This is a genomic window from Geminocystis sp., from assembly GCF_041753295.1.
In the GTDB taxonomy this organism is placed as follows: domain Bacteria; phylum Cyanobacteriota; class Cyanobacteriia; order Cyanobacteriales; family Cyanobacteriaceae; genus Geminocystis.
Genome location: NZ_JBGSUU010000065.1, coordinates 1 through 22,349, shown reverse-complemented (window position 1 = coordinate 22,349; position 22,349 = coordinate 1). Strand labels below are relative to the sequence as shown.

General features: G+C 32.4%; 15 protein-coding genes and 1 pseudogene. 8 read left to right on the top strand and 8 right to left on the bottom strand.

Going from position 1 to position 22,349, the window contains the following annotated elements; all coding sequences use genetic code 11:
* Positions 1-121: 121 nt before the first annotated feature.
* The 3 genes from ACEW8E_RS06950 to ACEW8E_RS06940 form a co-directional block, all read right to left on the bottom strand.
* Positions 122-1,939, bottom strand: coding sequence for a dynamin family protein (locus ACEW8E_RS06950; RefSeq protein WP_373479614.1), 1,818 nt, complete (start codon positions 1,937-1,939; stop codon positions 122-124).
* 167 nt (positions 1,940-2,106) lie between these two features.
* Entirely contained in the window at positions 2,107-2,232 is a 126-nt protein-coding gene (locus tag ACEW8E_RS06945) for a hypothetical protein (protein WP_373479613.1), read from the bottom strand.
* Positions 2,233-2,546: 314 nt separating this feature from the next.
* Entirely contained in the window at positions 2,547-4,094 is a 1,548-nt protein-coding gene (locus ACEW8E_RS06940; RefSeq protein WP_373479612.1) for a ferredoxin--nitrite reductase, read from the bottom strand.
* A 434-nt stretch (positions 4,095-4,528) separates the two neighbouring features.
* On the opposite strand from ACEW8E_RS06940, the gene hemL reads away from it, so the two are divergent.
* Both hemL and ACEW8E_RS06930 read left to right on the top strand, forming a co-directional pair.
* Complete coding sequence (hemL, locus tag ACEW8E_RS06935; RefSeq protein ID WP_373479611.1) at positions 4,529-5,833, top strand: glutamate-1-semialdehyde 2,1-aminomutase; 1,305 nt, start codon at positions 4,529-4,531, stop codon at positions 5,831-5,833.
* A gap of 181 nt (positions 5,834-6,014) precedes the next feature.
* Entirely contained in the window at positions 6,015-6,251 is a 237-nt protein-coding gene (locus ACEW8E_RS06930) for a hypothetical protein (RefSeq protein ID WP_373479610.1), read from the top strand.
* 18 nt (positions 6,252-6,269) lie between these two features.
* On the opposite strand, the gene ACEW8E_RS06925 is transcribed toward ACEW8E_RS06930, so the two are convergent.
* The 4 genes from ACEW8E_RS06925 to ACEW8E_RS06910 form a co-directional block, all read right to left on the bottom strand.
* Complete coding sequence (locus ACEW8E_RS06925) at positions 6,270-7,385, bottom strand: ABC transporter permease (protein WP_373479609.1); 1,116 nt, start codon at positions 7,383-7,385, stop codon at positions 6,270-6,272.
* 107 nt (positions 7,386-7,492) lie between these two features.
* On the bottom strand, positions 7,493-9,394 hold the full coding sequence (gene dnaK, locus ACEW8E_RS06920; RefSeq protein ID WP_373479608.1) for a molecular chaperone DnaK: 1,902 nt from the start codon (positions 9,392-9,394) through the stop codon (positions 7,493-7,495).
* Positions 9,395-9,579: 185 nt separating this feature from the next.
* Positions 9,580-10,953 carry an FkbM family methyltransferase gene (locus ACEW8E_RS06915; RefSeq protein WP_373479607.1) on the bottom strand — a complete coding sequence of 458 codons (1,374 nt, stop codon included), beginning with the start codon at positions 10,951-10,953 and terminating at the stop codon, positions 9,580-9,582.
* Between the two features lie 77 nt (positions 10,954-11,030).
* A complete protein-coding gene (locus tag ACEW8E_RS06910; RefSeq protein WP_373479606.1) occupies positions 11,031-13,370 on the bottom strand; it encodes a beta-1,6-galactofuranosyltransferase in 2,340 nt (779 codons plus the stop codon).
* 117 nt (positions 13,371-13,487) lie between these two features.
* Between ACEW8E_RS06910 and ruvB the strand changes: the two genes are divergently transcribed.
* The gene (gene ruvB / locus ACEW8E_RS06905; RefSeq protein WP_373479605.1) at positions 13,488-14,570 is read left to right on the top strand and encodes a Holliday junction branch migration DNA helicase RuvB; all 1,083 of its coding nucleotides are present in this window, start codon (positions 13,488-13,490) and stop codon (positions 14,568-14,570) included.
* A 198-nt stretch (positions 14,571-14,768) separates the two neighbouring features.
* Here ruvB and ACEW8E_RS06900 read toward each other — a convergent pair whose 3' ends face one another.
* Positions 14,769-15,593: an acyl-CoA desaturase gene (locus ACEW8E_RS06900; RefSeq protein ID WP_373479604.1), complete on the bottom strand. Its 825-nt coding sequence runs from the start codon at positions 15,591-15,593 to the stop codon at positions 14,769-14,771.
* Positions 15,594-15,919: 326 nt separating this feature from the next.
* Between ACEW8E_RS06900 and ACEW8E_RS06895 the strand changes: the two genes are divergently transcribed.
* The 5 genes and pseudogenes from ACEW8E_RS06895 to ACEW8E_RS06875 form a co-directional block, all read left to right on the top strand.
* Entirely contained in the window at positions 15,920-17,227 is a 1,308-nt protein-coding gene (locus ACEW8E_RS06895) for an FAD-binding oxidoreductase (protein ID WP_373479603.1), read from the top strand.
* Between the two features lie 44 nt (positions 17,228-17,271).
* On the top strand, positions 17,272-18,165 hold the full coding sequence (prmC, locus tag ACEW8E_RS06890) for a peptide chain release factor N(5)-glutamine methyltransferase (protein WP_373479602.1): 894 nt from the start codon (positions 17,272-17,274) through the stop codon (positions 18,163-18,165).
* A 377-nt stretch (positions 18,166-18,542) separates the two neighbouring features.
* The gene (locus tag ACEW8E_RS06885; RefSeq protein ID WP_373479601.1) at positions 18,543-20,024 is read left to right on the top strand and encodes a DEAD/DEAH box helicase; all 1,482 of its coding nucleotides are present in this window, start codon (positions 18,543-18,545) and stop codon (positions 20,022-20,024) included.
* 137 nt (positions 20,025-20,161) lie between these two features.
* Entirely contained in the window at positions 20,162-21,505 is a 1,344-nt protein-coding gene (locus ACEW8E_RS06880; RefSeq protein WP_373479600.1) for an OB-fold nucleic acid binding domain-containing protein, read from the top strand.
* Positions 21,506-21,806: 301 nt separating this feature from the next.
* Positions 21,807-22,349: pseudogene (locus ACEW8E_RS06875) on the top strand (photosystem II D2 protein (photosystem q(a) protein)); the annotation flags it as partial.

Here is a 22,349-nt window from a genome sequence, read left to right as displayed (position 1 = left end):
AAAGATGATTTTGCTTTCCTTTTTTAATTCCATTTTTGTGAATATGTTTAGACCCGCACTCTGGACATTGTATCATTTTTTTATTTTTGATAATTTGACCCCTTTATCTAAAAATCATACCTTAATTCAGCAACGCCCTTTTATTTTCAATAATTAATTGTACTTTTTTTCTCACATTTAGTAAATGAGATTCTGTTCTTTGTTTTCCAAAAGCAATAGTATTAGCAATAAATTGTTGTGCTTCTTGTTCTGTTTCAAATTCTAAAATAGTTTGCTTTTTCTCTGAATCAATTTTTGCTCCAATTTGCTTGGCAACCCAAGAAACAACATTTTTTATACTTTTTTCTCCTTTTTCTCGCCAATCCGCTTGATTATATTCTTCCTCACTATAAAACATCTCAATTTTTACTAGAGCATCTTTTTTCAAATCATTCAAAATAAGGTTTAATTGTTGTTCTAATTTTGCTTTGATTTTATCTACTTCTTGTAATTTAGTTCGACATAATTCTAAACGTTTTAAATCGGCTTCTAAGGCTTCAATTTCTAATCTTAATTTTTCTTCATTTTGGGCGATCGCACTTCCCCTTAACTTAACTTCATCACGCACGGAAATTAAATGATTATAAGCAATATTAAGAGAAGATTTTAAACATTTAGGAGCGGCATTTTCCATTAAGACAGAAATAGTTTGACTTAAAAAAATGTTAAAACCTGATTTCTCTTTTAATTTATTTGCTTTTTTTTGAAGTTGTTTTATGGTGACTTCTTCTAAATCTTCCTCCCAATCCATACCAAATACTTCTTGTGCTAAAGTTTTGGATGATGGCATTATTGAGGCTTTTTGCTTCGTATCTATATCCTGATTTTGTAAATCAAGTAAAAATCTATTGGCACAAAATGCTTTTCGGGCAGATATTTCAAAAACTTTATCAGTATTTTCCGACTCGCTTAACTTTAAATCATTAAAAACAAATTGTTTTACAATATTAGGAGTCATATCACCATCACGACGTTGATCAACTTTATTCACTAATACATATAAATTTTCTTTTCCTCTTAAATCTATTATCGGCTTGACTTGTCTTTTAACATCCTCCGCCGCTTTATTATTCAACTGGGTAAAATCCAAAACAATAAGAACAACTGAACTTTTTTCTAACTGATTTTCTACCACATAGCTTAATTTCAAATTCTCTCCTGCTTCATTCGGTCCGGGAGTATCAATAATAACTAAATTACCGAATTGCTCAGATTGATTTCCATTTTCTGATATTTGACAAAAACCCGTTTCAATGCGAGGAACTTCTCGTAATTTTTGAATAGGATCGAAATTAGGATCTAAAATACTGACAAGACGAATAATGTCATTTAAGCTAGTCAAAGCCTTACCAATATTTTCTTTACCTTCTATTTTTTCACTGTCTAAAAAATTAGGTAATTCGTTTTCTGTTAAATTATAAATTTCCTCAATTAATTCACGTAAATGGGGATATTGCCCTGTTTTTTCTTCTAGTGTTTTTTCAATTTTTAATTTTTGGATTTTTTCTTTTAAAGCAATATAGCAACCTTTAAAAACTTTTCTAATATGCTCACTAAGAATTAAAATCGGTTGAGTTAATTCCTTTTTTAAAATGATTTCAGTGGGAATAGTTGTCATGGCAGCGTTACGACTGGGCAATAAATCATCACCGACAATGGCGTTAATAATCGTTGATTTACCTGCTTTCATCGGGGCAACTACAGCCATTCTTAACTCTAATTCTTTGACATTAACAACGGCGTTATCTATATCCTGTTGATAGTCTCCGTATTTTTCTCCCGAATTGTCACCGCTTAAAGTCTCTTTTACATCCCCCATTAATTTACTAACATTACCCAGAAGATTTAACACATCTTGCTGTAAACCGTAAATATTGGGTTTTAGATCATTCGTATTCATTTTAGTTTTTCCGTTTTTTATTGACTAAGTTACAAATTATCTTGAACAAATTGTATTAGTTTATCTTTTTATCGTTTCTTATTTATTTATCAGTCTCGTTTTCTGAATTTATGCAAAACTAGAATAAATTTACGAAAAATTTGATCAATGTTGTTGTAACCATTGTTCTATACCATTCCATGCTTTTTTGCCATTGTCAAAGGACTATGGGCGATCGCCTTTATTAATTTATGGACAATTGCAAGGAAAATTAAGAATAAAAAGTTAATCATCACTTCATTAATTAAATTCATTAATTGAACTAAATGCACGAAAAATTAACCTAAAACAGAATACTTAGATCTTACAGCTATTTCCATTAACTGGTAAAAGATTGAAATTGACTTAAATCATACTAAGATTGATTTTTTGACTTTTACTTATTAAATATTTTGAGTTGATGCAAGATTTCAGCGAAACCTAAAACCTCGTTAAGTACTCAGGCAAAATTAATTGTATATTAGCGATGGATTCAAACCCATTCTTATCAGAAGTTTGAGAAAAATAAAATGCACAATTAATTTTACTCACTTACTTATATCAAAGATTCTTGCATCGAGTTCACATATTATTTAACCGTTGCACCAAAATCAGAGATTAATAAATCTTTTAACACTGATTTCAAATCATCACAAGGAATACTTTTTTGAGTTACACTACCTAAATGAGCGTCTTTGCCAACTTTTCCTCCCGTAAATAAATTAACACCTTCGACAACTTGTCCATCTTTTTTCGCTTTTGTCCCCATTAAACCTATATCACCTGCTTGAGCTTGTCCGCAAGAGTTAGGGCAACCTGTCCAATGAATACGCACTCTTTTAGGTATATTTAATTCAGCGTCTAATTCTTGAGCTAATTTTAGCCCTCTTTCTTTCGTTTCCACTAGGGCAAAATTGCAATAACGAGCCCCCGTACAGGAAATTAGCGATCGCACGAGAGGAGACGGATTGACGGGATATTGTTGTAAAATAGGTTCAGCTAAAAAGGCTTCTACTTTTTCATCCTTCACAAAAGGAATAATAAAATTTTGCTCTACCGTTGCCCGAATTTCCCCATTACCATAAACATCGGCTAGACGAGCTATTTCATACATTCCGTGAGCGTCTAAATGTCCTACGGGGATATGGATGCCGATATAATTATAACCCTCTTGAACTTGGGGATGTACCCCTAAATGATCCCGTTTTTCCATAGTATATTCATCTTTTGGAGCGGCAAAATATAAAGATTTACCTAATTTTTTCTCCACTTCGATGCGAAAACGATTCATTCCCCATTTATCCACTAACCACATTAAACGAGATTTACCTCGATTTTCTCTTAAACCTTCCTCTAAACCATTTTCACTATAAACCGAGAGAATTGCTGCTGATAATTCGATGACTTCATCGTTAGGTTTTACCCATACATCCATCGGTATGGCTTCTGCACAACGTTGAGCGGATAAATAACCACCAATCAACACATTAAAGCCAAATTCATCATCTTTAAAAGCGGGAATAAAAGCAATATCATTAATTTCTGCATGGATAGAATTATCCCTCGCACCGTCAACGGCAATATTTAATTTCCGAGGTAAATTGCTAAACTCATAACTACCTTGCCCTTTATTGGTGATTAAATCCTGTAACTTCTGGTTTAATTCCCTTGTATCGAATAATTCATCAGGATCAATTCCAGCTACAGGAGAACCTGTTAAGTTACGAACATTATCCATGCCAGATTGAATGGAAGTCATACCCACCACTTCTAATTTTTGGAAAATTTCGGGGATGTCTTCGAGATGCACTCCTCTTAATTGTATATTCTGACGAGTAGTAATATCTGCCCTACCATCATCCCCGTAACGTTCAATAATTTCTGCTAAAGTACACATTTGTTCGTTAGTGAGAATCCCGTTAGGCATACGCAACCGTAACATGAATTTACCGGGTGTTACGGGGCGAAAAAAGATTCCTAACCACTTTAAACGTACAATTAAATCATCTTCCTCCATCGCTTCCCAACCCATCTCCGCAAAAGATTCTAACTCTTGTTTCACATCTAGCCCATGTTTTGCCGCTTTAACTTTTTCAATTTTATTTAATTTAACTTTTGTATTAGTAGTAATCGTCACGCTATAACCCCTTTTCAATATAGATTTAATATATAGACTAAATAATTAAACATCTAAGAAAATCAAAATTAATTCTTGTGAATAAATTATCAATTTTCTTTTTTCTTAAACCATTCTCTAATCAACAGACTATAAATTTGTCTCTTCGTATTTTGTAACGTTTAATACTTAATATCTTAATCTCAACTATTTTTGCATAAATTTTATGAGATTTTTACATGAAAAATAATAAACAAAAAATCTGAAAAATCACTATAAAGTCAGATGTTGAGCTAACTCATACTTTGATAACTTCTATTTACTTGAAAGTGCTTGATTTTATCCTAAAGATTAAGGGAAATTTCTTTGAAAAACTCAAAAACTCCCTGATTTTTCAAGAACAGTGCAAAATCTCAGTAAAATAGATTGATGAGATAAAAAAGAAGGAGATAATTTTGGTTAATTCAGTATCATTTAAAACTACAAAATCAGAACAAATTTTTACCGCCGCTCAAAAACTAATGCCAGGGGGCGTAAATTCTCCCGTGAGAGCTTTTAAATCCGTTGGTGGACAACCCATCGTTTTTGATAGAGTCAAAGGTGCTTATATTTGGGATGTGGATGATAACAAATATATCGACTATGTCGGCTCTTGGGGACCAGCAATTTGTGGACACGCTCACCCTGAAGTTATTAGTGCTTTACATGAAGTTTTAGAGAAAGGAACAAGTTTTGGAGCTCCTTGTGTTTTAGAAAATATCCTCGCTGAGATGGTTATTGATGCCGTGCCTAGTATTGAAATGGTACGTTTTGTCAATTCGGGTACAGAGGCTTGTTTATCTGTGTTACGCTTAATGCGCGCTTATACGGGTAAAAATAAAATTATTAAATTTGAAGGGTGTTATCACGGTCACGGTGATATGTTCTTAGTACAAGCAGGTTCTGGAGTTGCAACCCTCGGTTTACCTGATTCTCCGGGTGTACCTAAATCTGTTACCGCCGACACCTTAAATGCCCCCTATAACGACTTAGAAGCTGTTAAAAAGCTCTTCGCTGATCATAAAGGAGAAATTGCTGGGGTTATTTTAGAAGCGGTGGTAGGAAATTCTGGCTTTATTCCTCCTGATGCTGGTTTTCTTGAAGGTTTAAGAGTTATTACTCAAGAAAATGACGCTTTGTTAGTTTTCGATGAAGTAATGACTGGTTTCCGTATTTCCTACGGTGGTGTACAAGCAAAATTTGGTGTTACCCCTGATTTAACCACTTTAGGCAAAGTTATCGGCGGTGGTTTGCCCGTTGGCGCTTATGGTGGTAAAAAAGAAATTATGGAATTAGTTGCACCATCAGGACCTATGTACCAAGCTGGAACTTTATCGGGCAATCCTTTAGCCATGACGGCAGGGATTAAAACTTTAGAATTGCTACAAAAACCGGGTACTTATGAGTATTTAGAAAAAATTACCCATGAATTAATTACAGGTTTATTAGACATCGCTAAAAAAGCGGGTCATCAGGTAACAGGTGGTAATATTAGCGGTATGTTTGGGATGTTTTTCACGGGAAATCCTGTTCATAATTATAGTGATGCAAAACAAGCTGATACCGTTAAATTTGGACGTTTTCACCGAGGAATGTTAGAAAGAGGAATTTATTTAGCACCTTCTCAATTTGAAGCTGGTTTTACTTCCATCGCCCATACAGAAGATGATATTAAACAAACTTTGGCTGCTGCTGAAGAAGTTTTAAATAGTTTCAGTTAGTTTTAAATAGTTTCAGACAGGCTTTTGCCTGTTTTTGCTTATCAATAAAATATAAATTTTTAATAAGACTAATCATAAATTAATGGAGTATTTTGTATAATTGATGACAGAAGTTAATCAAATTTTAATATTTTAAAATAAATAACTTCAAATACATTAATAAATATAGATGAGGTGTACTATGACAATGCAATTAATGTCTATAGAATCAGAAATTCAAGACTCCATCGCCACTAACTCGAATCGGGTTTGTCATATTACTTATAATCGTGATTCATGGGTAAAACTTTACCATTCTCCTAATAGTTATAGTGAAAAAGAAGCCATATTATTATGTGAAAAATCATCAGGAATATGGGTAAGTTGGATACCAGAATATGGTGAAATTATTTTAAATAAAAGTGATTTTTATTGTTAAAAATAGTTGTATTTTTCCTTATTTATTAATACTTTTTGGATCTAGTGCATCTCTTAAACCATCACCTAATAAATTAAAAGATAAAACTGTCAAAATAATTAATATAGCTGGAGGAAAAATTAACCAAGGTTGCAAAACTAAAATTGAAGCATTGGTAGCTAAAGATAATAAATTTCCCCAGCTAGGATCTGGTTGTTGAATACCTAAACCGATTAGACTTAGTACTGATTCCGCCACAATAAAACTAGGGATTGATAAAGTAGCAGAAATGATGATATAAGTAGCGGTCTGGGGCAGTATATGTTTTATGATAATATATATTGAATTTGCACCAATAGCTTTAGCAGATTCTACAAATTCTTGTTCTTTAAGGGTTAAAACTTGCCCTCTAATGACTCTAGCTAATCCTGACCAACCTATTAAAGAAGTAATTAAAACTATTAATAAAAACCTTTGAGAACTACTTAAACTCGGTGGTAAAATGGCGGCTAATGCTACTAATAAATATATCCCCGGAATAGTCATTAAAACTTCTACTAATCGCATTAAAATATTATCTATCCAGCCACCAAAATAACCTGCAATTCCTCCTATTATCATCCCCAACGGAAAAGAAATTAAAATCCCAATTAAACCAATAAATAAACTAATTCTTCCACCATATAATAATCGACTTAGTTGATCTCTACCTTGTTCATCTGTACCTAAAAGATTGATTTTTCCTTCCCCTGTTGTGCCAAATAAACGCCTATTAATTTTAAATCCTGAAAAGATTTCTACCTCTTCAAATTTTGGTGGTAAAGGTAATTTTATTTGTAAAAATTGATCAGGTTTTCCTTTCACAAATAATCTAATCGGTGATGGTTTTGTATAATCTATTTCTAAAAGGCGATCGCCTGTATTAACATCAGTCTTACCTTGAGTCGTAGGGTAAACATGAAGTCCGATAAATTCTTTTTGTTGAGTGCGCCAATAAATAGTCGTAGGTGGTAATAAAGAACTATTTTCTTCGGCGAAATAAGGATCATAAGGTGCAATAAAATCAGCACCGATAACTATTACATAAAAAAATATTAAGAGAATCGCCCCTAATTTTGCTAAGGGATTTTTTTTGAGTTTACGCCACCAATTCATAATTTAATTGTGAGTGTCTTTTGATTATCAACAAAAAAAGGTGAACCGAAGTCCACCCTTAAATTTAACAATAAATTACAACTTTTGAAAATCAAAGCTCAAAATCTTTAGTCATCTGAAAATTCAGCATCAATGACATCATCACCACCACCTGCGTTAGGAGGAGTGTTATTTGTATCAGTGGTATCAGCGCCCGGAGTTGCACCGCCAGACTGTTGATAAATATTGCTACCGATGGTATAGAGAGTTTGTTGTAACTCAGGCATTACAGTTTTAATTTTCTCATCATCTTCCCCCGCTACAGCATCTTTCAGATCTTTAATTAATCCTTCTGCTTTAGTTTTATCATCGGCGGAAATTTTATCCCCTAACTCGGTGATTTGTTTTTCTGCTTGATAGACTAAAGAATCTGCTTGGTTTTTACGCTCAATCGCTTCTCTTCTTTCTTTATCCGCTGCGGCATTATTTTCAGCTTCTTTTACCATACGATCAACTTCACTATCTGGTAAAGTAGAAGCACCCGTGATAGAGATAGACTGCTCTTTACCAGTACCTTTATCTTTCGCTGTCACGTTTAAAATACCGTTAGCGTCAATATCGAAAATAACTTCAATTTGAGGTACGCCACGAGGTGCGGCAGGAATACCATCTAAACGGAAAGTACCTAAACTCTTATTATCTTTAGAAAATTCTCTTTCACCTTGTAAAACATGGATTTCTACGTTACTTTGTCCATCAACGGCGGTAGAGAAAGTTTCAGATTTTTTAGTAGGAATAGTGGTGTTTCTAGGGATAATTTTAGTCATGACACCGCCGAGGGTTTCTACACCTAAAGAAAGAGGTGTTACATCTAATAAGAGAATATCTTTAACTTCTCCTGCTAAAACTCCTCCTTGAATGGCAGCACCTACAGCTACTACTTCATCAGGGTTAACGGTTTGATTAGGCTCTTTTCCTAGAACTTTTTTAACTATTTCTTTGACGGCAGGAATACGAGTTGAACCGCCAACTAATACTACTTCATCAATATCACTAGCACTAAGTTTAGAATCTTTGAGCGCATTTTGTACAGGAATAGCACAACGATCAATCAAATCAGCACATAATTCCTCGAATTTAGCACGAGTTAAAGTTAATTCTAAGTGTTTTGGTCCGTCTTGAGTAGCTGTAATAAAGGGTAAGTTAATTTCTGCTTGAGATACGTTAGATAATTCTATTTTTGCTTTTTCCGCCGCTTCGGTAAGACGTTGTAAAGCCTGTTTATCTTTGCGTAAATCAATACCTTCTTTTCCTTTAAAATCTGCTGCTAAAAAGTCAACAATTTTTTTATCGAAGTCATCACCACCTAAGTGAGTATCTCCAGAGGTTGATAAAACTTCAAATACACCGTCTCCCACCTCAAGAACAGAAACGTCAAATGTACCACCACCTAAGTCGAAGACTAAAATAGTTTCGTTACTTTTTCTATCTAAACCATAAGCCAAAGATGCGGCTGTCGGTTCATTAATAATACGTTTTACTTCAATACCCGCAATTTTTCCTGCGTCTTTAGTTGCTTGACGTTGAGAGTCATTAAAATAAGCAGGTACTGTAATTACTGCTTCAGTGACGGTTTCTCCTAAATATTTACTGGCATCTTCTACTAATTTGCGTAAAATTTGGGCTGAAATTTCTTCAGGAGAGAATTGTTTACCTTGAGAAGGTGCATCTAATTTGACATTCCCGTTTACATTCAATACTTTATAAGCTACTTCAGTAGTTTCGTTGCCCACTTCATCATATCTTCTACCTATAAAACGTTTGACAGAATAGAAGGTATTTTCTGGATTCATTACCCCTTGACGTTTCGCAATTTGTCCTACTAAGCGATCGCCATTTTTAGCATAAGCAACTACAGAAGGAGTTGTTCTAAAACCCTCAGCATTAGCGATAACAACAGGTTTACCGCCTTCCATCACTGCCACACAAGAGTTAGTTGTACCTAAATCGATACCTACGACTTTTCCCATATATATTTATATCCTTTAATTAAGTATATGTAATTTTATATAATTTAATAATCAACATTGACGATAAGTAACTCAATGGTATTAAAAGTTAATTATCAATTATTGATTTTCTATTCCTATATTGAAGGAAAGTGACACCTTTAAGGTAGTGTAGTTTTCCGTACCTTTAAATGATAAAACAGTTATTAGCGGAAATAGGTTTCAGGAAGTACAGATAAAGTCCAACGATGAGCTTGAACAAATAGATTATAGTCATGGAAGAAAAATATATTACCCCAACTATTACTTACTGACTGGGGATGATTGCAGTAAAATGAGATAGTTTGAGTTTCATCTCCCCAAACTCGATACATAACAACATACCAATAATATTTTCGGCGACGCATTTCTGTTACTAAGTCATCTAATCGATTATGAGTATCGGAAATACCAAAAGGAAATTGATCATCCCAAAATTCTGTTATTACTACAGGATATTGATATAATCCCATACCGTGAATTACTTGTAAATCAAAGCCTTCTGCATCAATTTTAACTAAACTTACATCGGCAGGAATTTCTCGACTATCATGCAAACTAGCTAAAGTTTTTACTGCAACAGTAGTAGTGTCTGTGAAAGGCAAATCCTCAGGCATAGAATGTTTAATTAAACTACTATAAAAAGTAGAATCTTGATAGATATTTTCTGGAGTTTTATCAGTAGCTAAATATAACTGTGTTGTCTCATTAGTTGAACCTAAAGCAATTTGATGAGAGTGAAAATTAGGATAATTACCTAGTCTGGTATTAAGTTTTTCATAAACGGGTAAAAATGGTTCAAAAGCAAAGACTTCATAACCTGCTTTTAATAAACTTTCGGACATATCCCCAATATTAGCACCAACGTCAATGGCATAACGAGTTGGTAAAAATGAGTATAAATACATCATCAAACCTATTTCTGGATCATTTAATTCCCTTGATGATTCGTTAATAATTAATGGTTTTGAAGTTATTTTAGTGAGAATATTCTTGATTTCTTTTTGTTGTTCTAATAAAAATTTTTGTTGAGATAAGGAGTCATTGCAAAGTTGTTTGATTACTATTTGTTGAGATAATGAGTCATCACAAAGTTGTTTGATTACTACTTGTTGAGATAATGAGTCATGAGAAATAGTTTTTGTATGTCCTATTTCTTGATGTATAACGGGAAAATGTGTATTTAAGTCATTAATTTTTGCTTCTAAAGTATCTATTTTTTCATGATTAGATTCAGAATTTTTAAGTAAGATAGTTAGATTTTGATAATTATTTTGAATAAGTTTTGTTAAAGAAGAATATTGTTCTTGAGATTGTTTATAAATATTTTTTAAGGCTTTTATAATATTGATAATTGCTTCAAGAAAAGAGGTATCATTATTTAAAAGAGAGTCAATTTTTCCGTCTAAATTATCTGATTTATGAATGAGTTGATCTAGTTTTTCAAGACTTAATTCTTTAATAATTTTAATTCTTCTAATTAAAGGTAAATTTGCTAAAAAACTCATAATACCTTTGTTTGAATTAGATTCTGATGACATTATTTTCTCCTTTTTTCTTAAATATTTACTAAATGCTCTCTTTGTAATTGTTGATTTATAAATTAAACTAAAATTTGTTAGGCAAATAAATGCTCAAATTTTAAATCAGATGGCTTTCCTTGATGTAAAGATTCCCAAATCCAGTGATTAATATGTTTATCGGAAAATTTTTCAGCCACAGATAAAGCACAATGTCGCATTTCTTTTTGTATTTCTGGTTGAGTAACATAATCTACTGCTTCTTTGAAACTTTCAGGATTATAGTCACAAATAATACCGATACCAAAAGTTTTGACAAATCTAGCGGCAGAGGTTTTTTCACTACCAAGAAGAATAATAGGAGTATGGGAAGAAGCCAAAGCAAAAATTATTCTACCCGGGAGGCTTAAACGAGATAACTCAGGATGATCATCTCTTTCGTCAACTGTTCCTGTGGGTACTACTATATAAGGATATTGTTGAAGTTTTTGTCCTAATTCTGGTTCAGCAACAATACCATAGGGAGTAATACCAGTTTTTTTGCTAATATCTTCCCAAGAGTCTGTTAACCATTGATATTTAGCGTTACCATACCAATCTAGTTTTATTCCTGCATTAGTAATAGTATCCGTTAACATTTCAAACCATTTTTTACTCCAAATACTACCAATTAATGCACCTGTTTGATTTTTGAGTAGATTTTGTTGAGGATAAGTAACCGTTGTAGTAATTATGGAATTTGGAACAACGGCGGGTAAAAGCCAAAATTTAAGATTATATTTTTCTTCATAAGCGTCTCTAAGTTCTGGATGAGTAGCTAAACGAAAAGAACATTTAGTTAAAAATTCTCTCATTATTTCATCAGGGATTTTATTAACTACTACATTTTGATCATCCATGATATACACTCCCAAAGGAACGTTAAATAATTCTTTAATGGCGATAGATAACAGTAAATCATCGGGATAGTAAGGGATACAAAATATTTCTTTAATCTTGACTCCTTCTAATAGTTTTGCCATAGAAAGAAAAGCATCTATACGAGATATATCTGTATGAGGTAAACAGAAAGTAGCGTCTCCAAAGTTATGTAATCCACCATAATCATTGCGTGAACGAATAGATAAAATATTTGGGGTATCACCCACAACTCTTCTAACTAAAAATCCCGTTCCATGTCTATTATTAACTTCATTAGCCGTAATAATTACTGTTGCTTCAGGTAAATATTGTCCTAATTTTTCAAAACGTAAATCTAGGGGATATTTTTGTGCTAAAGAATCCCAAATCCAATCGGCAATACCTTTGGAAGATAAAAATTTAGCTAAGTTGGAGGCTTGATGACGAATACCATCTTGATTTTCTGCATCGGTAATCCAAGCTATGGTTTCTCGAAAATTAATGGTGTCATATCCACAAACTGCACCTAATTGAAAATCCGTTACAAAATTAGCTGCTGCTGTTTCGTTATTACCGATCACTAATAAAGGAGTGTGGGCTGTAGCCACTAGAAAAGGTATTCTCGATGGCAGACTTAATTTAGCAATTTCCATTCTTTCGGAATTACTTATTTCTTGAGCGGTAGGAATAATAGCAAAAGAGGATTGTCTTAGTTTGTTCACTAAGTCTGATTCAGATTCAAGATAACCTTTAAAAATAATGCCATCTTCCGCTAATTCGGTTTCGTCAAATTTAAGCCATTCTCGATGAGGATTACCATACCAATCAATCTTAACCCCAGATCCTCTAATGGTTTCTCTCAACCGATCTAACCATTTTTGACTCCAAATATTTCCTATCAATACACCATGTTGCTCTTGTAATTGAGAAGGAAATATTACCGTATTAGAAGGAATAAATTTTTCTGGTGCTACAGGAGGTACAAACCAAAATTTTTTATGATATTTTTTTTGATATGCTTCACAAAGATTTCTTGAGATGCCAAAACATAAATCTGATTTTTCGATTAATTCCGCCATAAAGTGATCAGGAATTTCATCAATGTAAATATTTTGATCATCCATCAAATAAGTACATAATGGAACGTCAAATAAATTTTTAATAGCGATAGTTGATAAAAAATCATCAATAAAATAAGGTATGGATAATATTCTTCTTGGTTTTAAATCTTCTAAAACTGATTGAATGTGAGAATAAACAGAGGCAATATCATGATTTTCGTGATGAATTAAAAAATTAAAATTGCCAAAATCATCTTTGCCATCATAAAGATTATGAGAACGAATAGAAACTATCTGTTGATCATCGCCGAAAAGTCTTTTAAGAAGAACACCAACTCCATGCCGATCATTTACTTCTGAATGAGAAATAATAAAATCATATTCACTACTGCTGTGAGTGATTTTTAAATCCTCTATGGCTAATTTTAATTGTTTTCGTAATTGCTGTTGTTGGTTTTCTGTCGATGATAACAACATCCTCTTTCCTTTTAATGATAGATTATAAAAATATTCTTTAACAAAAATACCATGTTTGCCTGACAATTGTTACTCAATATATAAACAATTCCATAGAAAATCAAAAAATTGAATAATATGGCCATTAAGAGATCATCTTCTGATAATAAATCCGCATCTTTACCCCAACAAAGAAAAAATAAATCCCCAGTATCAAAGTCTTTATTGTCAGAAGATGATGAATTGTTATTACCTACAGAAATTATCGAAGATTTTAAGGATAATGAAGATAAAATTCGCCCTCATCGCCTTTTAGATTATATTGGACAAAAAGATTTAAAAGAGGTAATTTTAATTGCCATTGAAGCGGCTAAACAGAGAAAAGATCCTTTAGATCATATTCTATTATATGGGCCTCCTGGGTTAGGTAAAACTACCATGTCTTTAATTTTGGCGCAGGAAATGGGTGTAAGTTGTAAGATAACTGCAGCACCAGCCTTAGAACGTCCGAGGGATATTACAGGGTTGTTAGTTAGCCTAAAAGCGGGGGATATTCTCTTTATTGACGAAATTCACCGTTTAAATCGGGTAACGGAAGAATTGCTTTATCCTGCCATGGAAGATAGCCGTTTAGATGTTACTATCGGTAAAGGACAATCAGCAAAAATTCGTAGTATTCCCCTTTCCCCTTTTACTCTTATTGGTGCTACTACCAAAATTGGTTCATTAACTTCGCCGTTGCGAGATCGTTTTGGCTTAATTCAACGGTTACAATTTTATGATATTGACGAACTTACTGAAATAATACTAAGATCAGCTACTATTTTAAAGTTAGATATTGATCACGGTGGTGCAGAAGAAATTGCTCGTAGATCAAGAGGCACACCGAGAATTAGTAACCGTTTATTGCGTCGAGTAAGAGATTATGTACAAGTTAAGCATCAATCGAATATTAATCAAGTTTTAGCCGCAGAAGCGTTAGATTTACATAATGTTGATCGTTTAGGGTTAGATTGGACTGATAGACTTGTATTATCAACCATGATGGATCAGTTTAAAGGCGGTCCTGTAGGCTTAGAGGCGATCGCTGCCGCTACGGGAGAAGATGCTAAAACCATTGAGGAGGTATATGAACCTTATTTATTACAAATTGGATTTATTAATCGTACCACTAGAGGAAGAGTTGTTACAGAAAAGGCTTATAAACATCTCAAGTTATAAGCAGTCACCACTCAGTCGTCAGCTTCAATTTTAAAAAATTAAGAAGTAATAATTAATGGATAATGGACAATTAAAAATTTTCTTTTTTCCTGTCTCTTAACTTTATGGATGGTAAAATTATTAAAAAAAAATCTCCCCTAAATTGTAAGGGAGAAAATTAAACTTGTTTATAAAGCTAAATAGCTAATAATTTTTGTTTTAATTAGTTTTTAAAACTGGTGCTAATTTGATATTTTTTGCTAAACCTAAAAATTCTAAAATTTTGATAGTAAACCAAGTTAAATCAATTTCCCACCATGCTAAACCATGACGAGCAGAATATTGAAAAGCATGGTGATTATTATGCCAACCTTCACCGAAAGTTAGTAAAGCAACCCACCAACAATTACGAGAATAATCATTAGATTCATGACTTACATAACCAAATTTATGGGTAGCGCTATTAACAAACCAAGTTACATGAAATACTAATACTAAACGAAGAAAAATTCCCCATACTACAAAAGACCATCCACCCCACCAAAATAATAATAAACCTAATACTACTTGAATAGGAATAAAATATTTTTCACAGAATAGGTAAAAGGGATCATTTTGAATATCTTTTGTGTATTTAGGAACATCTTTATTCGCTGGATTTTTGACAAACATCCAACCCATATGACTCCACCAAAAACCTTTATTAGAATCATGGGGATCACCATCATGATCAGAAAATTTATGATGAATACGATGTAATCCAACCCATGAAATAGGACCGCCTTCACAAGCTAGTGTACCACAGAAAACAAAAAAATACTCTAACCATTTAGGAGTATCAAAACTACGATGAGAAACTAAACGATGATAACCTAAAGTAATACCAATACAAGCAGTAAGCCAATAGAGAAATAATGTTATTCCCACAGCTTCCCAACTAAAGTTACTAGGTAAAAATGCGAATAAGGCTATAAAATGAATAGTAGCCATGTAGATGATAATATGCCATGCTGGAGTAAGTTTTTCGGAAGTTGAAACTGTCATTTTTATAAGTAAACTTTACTATACTTTAATGTTATTATTTTGTATTGTTAAACAAACCAAAATTTTACTTTTTTTTAGATTTTAACGGATGGTAAAACCGAAAGAACAAATACAAAATTGATGTTAAGATTGATAACTCAAGATTAAGTTAAACTTTTTTCTAATATTTTTCAATCCTGACTCTATAGATTATAAACTATAAACTGAGATTGATAAATTATAATTGATTCACAATATCTTGAATAACTATCTGAATTTATATTGACTAAATTTAAGACATTATAAGTTGTAAGATAATTGATAAAATTTAACTCCCACACCTTACAATGAATCAAAATTTTTCTACCCATTTTTTAGAAGAAATTCGAGAAAAACTTAGTAATATCAATAGTGATTCTTTTGACATTGTTTCTTTTAATCAAGTTGTTGATGGAAATCAGAGCATTAATCAAAAAGATATAGCCAAATATCTATATAGTGATTTAGTTATTTTGCATTCCAAAACTATGTTATCACAATTTTTAACTGTTTGTCATGATCATGGATGGGTAATTTTACCCATTGGCAATGGTACAAAAATTCACTGGGGAAAGCTACCTAGTCATTATGATATTATGATTAGTACTAGAAAAATTAATAGTATTATTGATCATGCCGTAGAGGATTTGACTGTTACAGTGGAATCAGGAATGAAAATCAAAGATTTACAAGATTTTTTGGCTTTAAAAGGACAATTTTTACCCATTGATCCCTTTTTTCCTGAATCTGCTACTATTGGTGGTATTGTGGCAACAGCAAATACAGGTAGTTGGCGACAACGTTATGGCGGCGTTAGAGATTTAATTTTGGGTATCTCTTTCTTGAGAGGAGATGGCAAAGAAGCCAAAGCTGGGGGAAGAGTTGTTAAAAATGTTGCTGGTTACGATTTAATGAAATTATTTACTGGTTCTTATGGTAACTTAGGAATTATTACTGATGTGACTTTTCGCACTTTTCCTCTACCAGAAAATTCTTTGACTTTAGTGATAACAGGCAATCAAGAATCTATTTATCAATTACAAAAAACTGTCTCATCTTCAAGTTTAACTCCGACGGCTGCGGATTTATTATCTTCGTCACTGGTTAAAGATTTTCCATTAGGTGAAGGATTAGGATTAATTTTTCGTTTTCAGGGAATAACAGAAAGTGTCAACCAACAAACATCTCAAATACAAACATGGAGCAAAGAACTTAATTTATCGATCCTAACCTATCATAATCAATCAGAAACCACTCTTTGGCAAAATTTACCTCAAAAAACTTATTTAACTAATTTTGATAACCCTATTACTTGTAAAGTAGGTATTTTACCTAGTGAAGCAGTCAATTTAATGTCTGTTTTTGATGGTTATGGTGTAATTAATATTAGTAGTGGTATTGGTAATTTATCTTTAAAGAAAGGAATAAAAATTCATCAAATCAACAATTTACGTCAATTTTGTGAAAATAGAGGTGGTTTTTTAACAATTTTAGATGCTCCCATTTCAATTAAAACACAAATTGAACCTTGGGGATACGTCGGGAATAGTTTACAAATGATGAAAAATATTAAACAAAAATTTGATCCTAAAAATATTTTTTGCGATCGCCTTTAGAAAAGAGTATTTTATTATATATAATCATTTAGAAAGAATATTTTATGTCAATTTTAATCTCAAGTGAAGTATTGCTTAATTGGTATCAACAAGCAAAAAAAAAACTTATTATTGAGGATATTTCTTTATTTGAATTAGAGTACTTATTAACAGAATTAACAGAGTTAACTTCTTTAGATTTACGTCTTAATTATTCTTCTCAAAAAACATATATTAATAGTAAAATATCTCTCGCAGAATTACAAAATTTATGGTATTTACGAGTAAAGAAACGTTGCCCTATTCAATATTTAATCGGTGAATGTCATTGGCGTAATTTTACTTTAAAAGTAACTCCTGATGTCTTAATTCCTCGCCCTGAAACTGAGTTAATGATTGATTTAGCTTTACAATTAACTCTCAAATATCCTCCTTTACAATCAGCTAACTGGTTAGATTTAGGTACAGGAAGTGGTGCGATCGCCATCGGGTTAGCAGATGTGCTTCCTTTAGCGACAATTTACGCAGTAGATAAAAGTGAAAAAGCCCTAAAAATTGCCCAAGAAAATACTATAAATTTAGGTTATAAATCCAGAATAAAATTTTATCATGGCTCATGGTTTAACCCTATAAATGAGCTAAAAAATAGCTTTAGTGTGATTATTTCTAATCCTCCTTATATACCTTCTAAAATGGTTTTAGAATTGCAACCAGAAGTAGTAAATTATGAACCAAAAATAGCCTTAGATGGAGGAGAAGATGGCTTAAATGAAATTCGATATTTAATTAAAAACGCTCCTCATTTTCTAAAAAATAATAGTTTTTTATTGTTAGAAATAATGGCGAATCAAGATGATATAGTTAAAGATTTATTAACAAAAAATGGTAGTTATACTAATATAAATACTTATAAAGATTTAGAAGGTATAGATAGATTTGTTATGGCACAATGTCATTAATTTACTTAATTTTAAAAGTATAGCAATTTGATTTGAGTCGTAAGCAAATAATAAGTTAATTTCCAAAAAAAATTGGAGAGTTAAGTAGCAAAAATTCTCATAAATGATTTAGGAAATGCTATGTAACATTTATTTTACCTCTTAGCCTCTTTTATCCCCAAAATTTAGAGGTAAGAATAATCAAACAAAAAGCAGATTTGGAGTTAAAGAATAGCTTATTTCGTCTTTTTGTGTAAGTACTAAATATTTATTCTATTGTGGTAAGATTTATGATTATTTACAACAACTTAATAGTTAACTTTTTTTTTCATTGTCAATAGAGAAAATTATTCCTTTTGAACATATAATTGAGATGTCCATTTTTGCCCTAATTATTGATGAGTCGTGCGAGTAAATTAACTTATGATCGTGGTACACTAATTTTACATCCACCGCCAAAAGGAAAAGCATGGATTGATTTTGCTACATGGGATGACAGAATTGAGAAGTTTCGTATTCCTGCTATTTATTATCGCTCATTAATCGAAATTCTTGAAAATCAGAAGATTAATTTTATTGATTGCGCTAAAGAATTTTTTTCCCTTGACATTGAATCTAATTTACAAAAAACTCCTTATCCTCATCAACTTGAAGGGTTAGATGCGTGGAATTTAGCTGACAAAAAAGGTGTTGTGGTATTACCCACTGCGGGGGGTAAAACTTATCTCGCACAGTTAGCGATGGCTTGTACTAATAAAACAACATTAATCGTAGTACCTACCTTAGATTTAATGCAGCAATGGTATGCGCAAATTGAAGTCAGTTTTCCGAAAATTAAAGTAGGATTATTAGGAGGCGGTTCTCATGATAGCACACCGATTTTAATTGCCACTTATCATAGTGCAGCAATTCATGCCAAAACATTAGGAAATCTTTATGGATTATTAATTTTTGATGAATGTCATCATTTACCGACGGATTTTTTTCGGGTAATAGCAGAAGAATCCATTGCGCCTTATCGTCTTGGGTTAACCGCTACTCCTGATAGAGAAGACGGTAGTCATCGTCATTTAGATAATCTCATTGGTAAAGTTGTTTATCGTAAAACATCTCAAGATTTATCAGGAAATACCTTAGCACAATATCAAGTTATTCCCATTAAAGTAACCTTAGCAAAGGAAGAAAAAGAAAAATATCAAACAGCTATAAAAATTCGTAACGATTTTCTTCGCAGTGAAAAAATTTCTCTTTCGAGTCTTAACGGTTGGCAATCATTTATCAAAGCCAGTGCGAGATCAAGTCAAGGCAGACGTGCTATGATAGCCCATAGAGAATCAAAAGAAATTGCTTCGGGAACTTCGGCTAAACTTAAGATATTAAGTGATTTAATTAAAGAACATTATCCTGACAAAATTTTGGTTTTTACTAATGATAACGCTACAGTTTATCGTATTTCTCAAGAATATCTAATTCCTGCTATTACTCATCAAACCCCAGTAAAAGAACGTCATCAAATTTTAACAAAATATCGCACGGGAGAATATAAAATTTTAGCCGCTTCCCATGTACTTAATGAAGGAGTTGACGTACCTGATGCTAAAATAGCCATTATACTTTCTGGTACAGGTTCAACTAGAGAATATATCCAAAGATTAGGTAGAATACTGCGTAAAGCGAATCAAAAAGAAAAATTAGCAATTCTTTATGAAGTTATTGCCGAAGATACTTCAGAGGAAAAAACCGCAGCTAAACGTAAAGGTGAAGGTTATCAACCCCCGTCGAAAAATCAAGGAGAAATCTTACTCTATCCACAAAATAATTATCATAATTCTTCTTTAAAAGCAGCGGAATCTAAAAAAAATTGGCAAGAAGAAGATTAATCAAGATAAGAGAGGTTAGTTAGTTTTACGAATACGACATCTTTGCGTTTTTAAAACCTGATACCTGATAACTTCAATTTAAACTTATTGATACAATTGTAAATATCTCTGTCTAGGGTCAAAATACTGTAATATTCATGGTTAAAATAATTAATAAACGAGCCCTTGGTGTTCAACCAGTTTATGATATTGGAGTAGCAAAAGATCATAATTTCCTGTTAGCCAATGGTTTCATTGCTTCAAACTGTTTCAATAAATCCCACTCTACGGCTTATGCTTACGTTACCTATCAAACAGCCTATTTAAAAGCTAATTATCCTGTAGAGTATATGTCAGCTTTATTGACAGCTAGTAGTGATAATCAAGAAAAAATCGAGAAATATCGAGAAAATTGCCTTAAAATGGGTATCGATGTTAAACCTCCTGATATTAACTATTGCCATAAAGAATTTACGCCTCAAGGAAACAAGATATTATTCGGTTTATCAGCAGTAAAAAACTTAGGAGAATCTGCCATAGAAAATATTTTAGAAGCAAGAGAAAAAGCTGGAGGAAAATTCCTTAATTTTGCTGATTTTATTAGTAGAATTAATTTAAAAACTGTTAATCGTAGAGCGTTAGAAACACTAACTTCTGTGGGAGGATTTGATTCAATTCATCAGAATCGAAAACAATTAATTGAGAGTTTAGATTTGATGATTACTTGGTCACAAAAACGGGTAAAAGAAAAAGAAACAGGACAATTAAATGTCTTTGATATTTTGTCTTATAATCAATCAGAAACGGTGGAAGAAATAACCTATAAAAATGCTCCACAATTACCAAATATTTCTGATTTTTCCGTACAAGAAAAACTTAAATTAGAAAAAGAACATTTAGGGTTTTATGTATCTGAACACCCTTTAAAACCATTAAAAGATATTGCTAAAATATTATCTCCCATTGATATAGGAGAATTATCAGCACAAAAAACAAGAAAAAAAATATGTGCCATAGTTATGTTAACAATGATCAAAAATCATGTAGATAAAAATAGTAATAATATGGCTTTTTTGACAGTAGAAGATATTACGGGTCAAGCAGATGCTATTATTTTTGCAAGTAATTATGATCAAGTAAAAGAAAATTTATTAGAAGATACTCCCTTAATTATTTGGGGAAAAGCAGATCATAAAGGTGATAAATCACAAATTATTATTAATAATATAAATACCATGGAAAATGTAAAAATTGTTTATATTCGCTTGACACCAGAAGAAGCAACTCAAGCACAAATTCAAGGAAAATTAAAAAGTATTTTACAAGAACAATCAGGAGAAAAAAATCAAGCAGTAATTCCTACCATTGCAGTGATAGATAGTTTACAAGAAAGAATTTTTGTGCGTTTAGGAGATAATTATTGGGTACAAAATGCCGAAAATACCATTGAATCTTTAAAAAATGCAGGTTTTAACGCTTATACTCAACCTCTCTATCAATAGACATTGATCATACTCTCAATAATTTAGCCGATTTCAAGTTTTCCATCAGAGAAAAGGAAAAAATAAAAATAATTCTGAGAAAAATGTGACAATTTGTTAAAAAATTTGTTAAAAATAGAAAGAGCAAGTTTAAAGCAATATCAAAGTTGTATCTTTAAACAGGTTAGACTAACTACTAACTCATGCTATATTAAGAAAAGTTAATTGCAAATCAGTAATATTGCTGAGTAGCAACATCTTCTCTAATAATAATAATAGAGACAAAAAAAGTAAAACTTGACAAGTTAAAAAAAGAAAGATTATGACCATTGCCGTCGGCAGAGTGCCAGAAAGAGGTATATTTGATACCCTAGACGACTGGCTCAAAAGAGACCGATTTGTATTCGTTGGTTGGTCTGGCATCCTCTTATTTCCCTGTGCCTACTTGGCTTTGGGAGGTTGGTTGACTGGTACTACCTTTGTTACTTCTTGGTACACTCACGGTTTAGCTAGTTCTTACTTAGAAGGTGCTAACTTCTTAACCGTAGCCGTATCTAGTCCAGCAGATGTTTTTGGACATTCTTTATTATTCTTGTGGGGGCCTGAAGCTCAAGGTAATCTCACTCGCTGGTTTCAAATCGGTGGTTTATGGCCTTTCGTAGCATTACACGGAGCTTTTGGTTTAATTGGCTTCATGTTACGTCAATTTGAGATTTCTCGTCTGGTAGGGATTCGTCCTTATAATGCCATCGCTTTCTCTGGGCCTATTGCTGTATTTGTTAGTGTGTTTTTAATGTATCCTTTAGGACAATCTAGCTGGTTTTTCGCTCCTTCTTTCGGAGTAGCTGGAATCTTCCGCTTTATT

What these genes read in the sequence shown, in the direction of transcription:
- ACEW8E_RS06950 (WP_373479614.1), bottom strand. Translation starts at nt 1,939, where the DNA reads ATGAATACGAATGATCTAAAACCCAATATTTACGGTTTACAGCAAGAT.
- ACEW8E_RS06945 (WP_373479613.1), bottom strand. Translation starts at nt 2,232, where the DNA reads ATGAATTTAATTAATGAAGTGATGATTAACTTTTTATTCTTAATTTTC.
- ACEW8E_RS06930 (WP_373479610.1), top strand. Translation starts at nt 6,015, where the DNA reads ATGACAATGCAATTAATGTCTATAGAATCAGAAATTCAAGACTCCATC.
- ACEW8E_RS06925 (WP_373479609.1), bottom strand. Translation starts at nt 7,385, where the DNA reads ATGAATTGGTGGCGTAAACTCAAAAAAAATCCCTTAGCAAAATTAGGG.
- dnaK (WP_373479608.1), bottom strand. Translation starts at nt 9,394, where the DNA reads ATGGGAAAAGTCGTAGGTATCGATTTAGGTACAACTAACTCTTGTGTG.
- ACEW8E_RS06915 (WP_373479607.1), bottom strand. Translation starts at nt 10,953, where the DNA reads ATGTCATCAGAATCTAATTCAAACAAAGGTATTATGAGTTTTTTAGCA.
- ACEW8E_RS06910 (WP_373479606.1), bottom strand. Translation starts at nt 13,370, where the DNA reads ATGTTGTTATCATCGACAGAAAACCAACAACAGCAATTACGAAAACAA.
- ruvB (WP_373479605.1), top strand. Translation starts at nt 13,488, where the DNA reads ATGGCCATTAAGAGATCATCTTCTGATAATAAATCCGCATCTTTACCC.
- ACEW8E_RS06900 (WP_373479604.1), bottom strand. Translation starts at nt 15,593, where the DNA reads ATGACAGTTTCAACTTCCGAAAAACTTACTCCAGCATGGCATATTATC.
- ACEW8E_RS06895 (WP_373479603.1), top strand. Translation starts at nt 15,920, where the DNA reads ATGAATCAAAATTTTTCTACCCATTTTTTAGAAGAAATTCGAGAAAAA.
- prmC (WP_373479602.1), top strand. Translation starts at nt 17,272, where the DNA reads ATGTCAATTTTAATCTCAAGTGAAGTATTGCTTAATTGGTATCAACAA.
- ACEW8E_RS06885 (WP_373479601.1), top strand. Translation starts at nt 18,543, where the DNA reads ATGAGTCGTGCGAGTAAATTAACTTATGATCGTGGTACACTAATTTTA.
- ACEW8E_RS06880 (WP_373479600.1), top strand. Translation starts at nt 20,162, where the DNA reads ATGGTTAAAATAATTAATAAACGAGCCCTTGGTGTTCAACCAGTTTAT.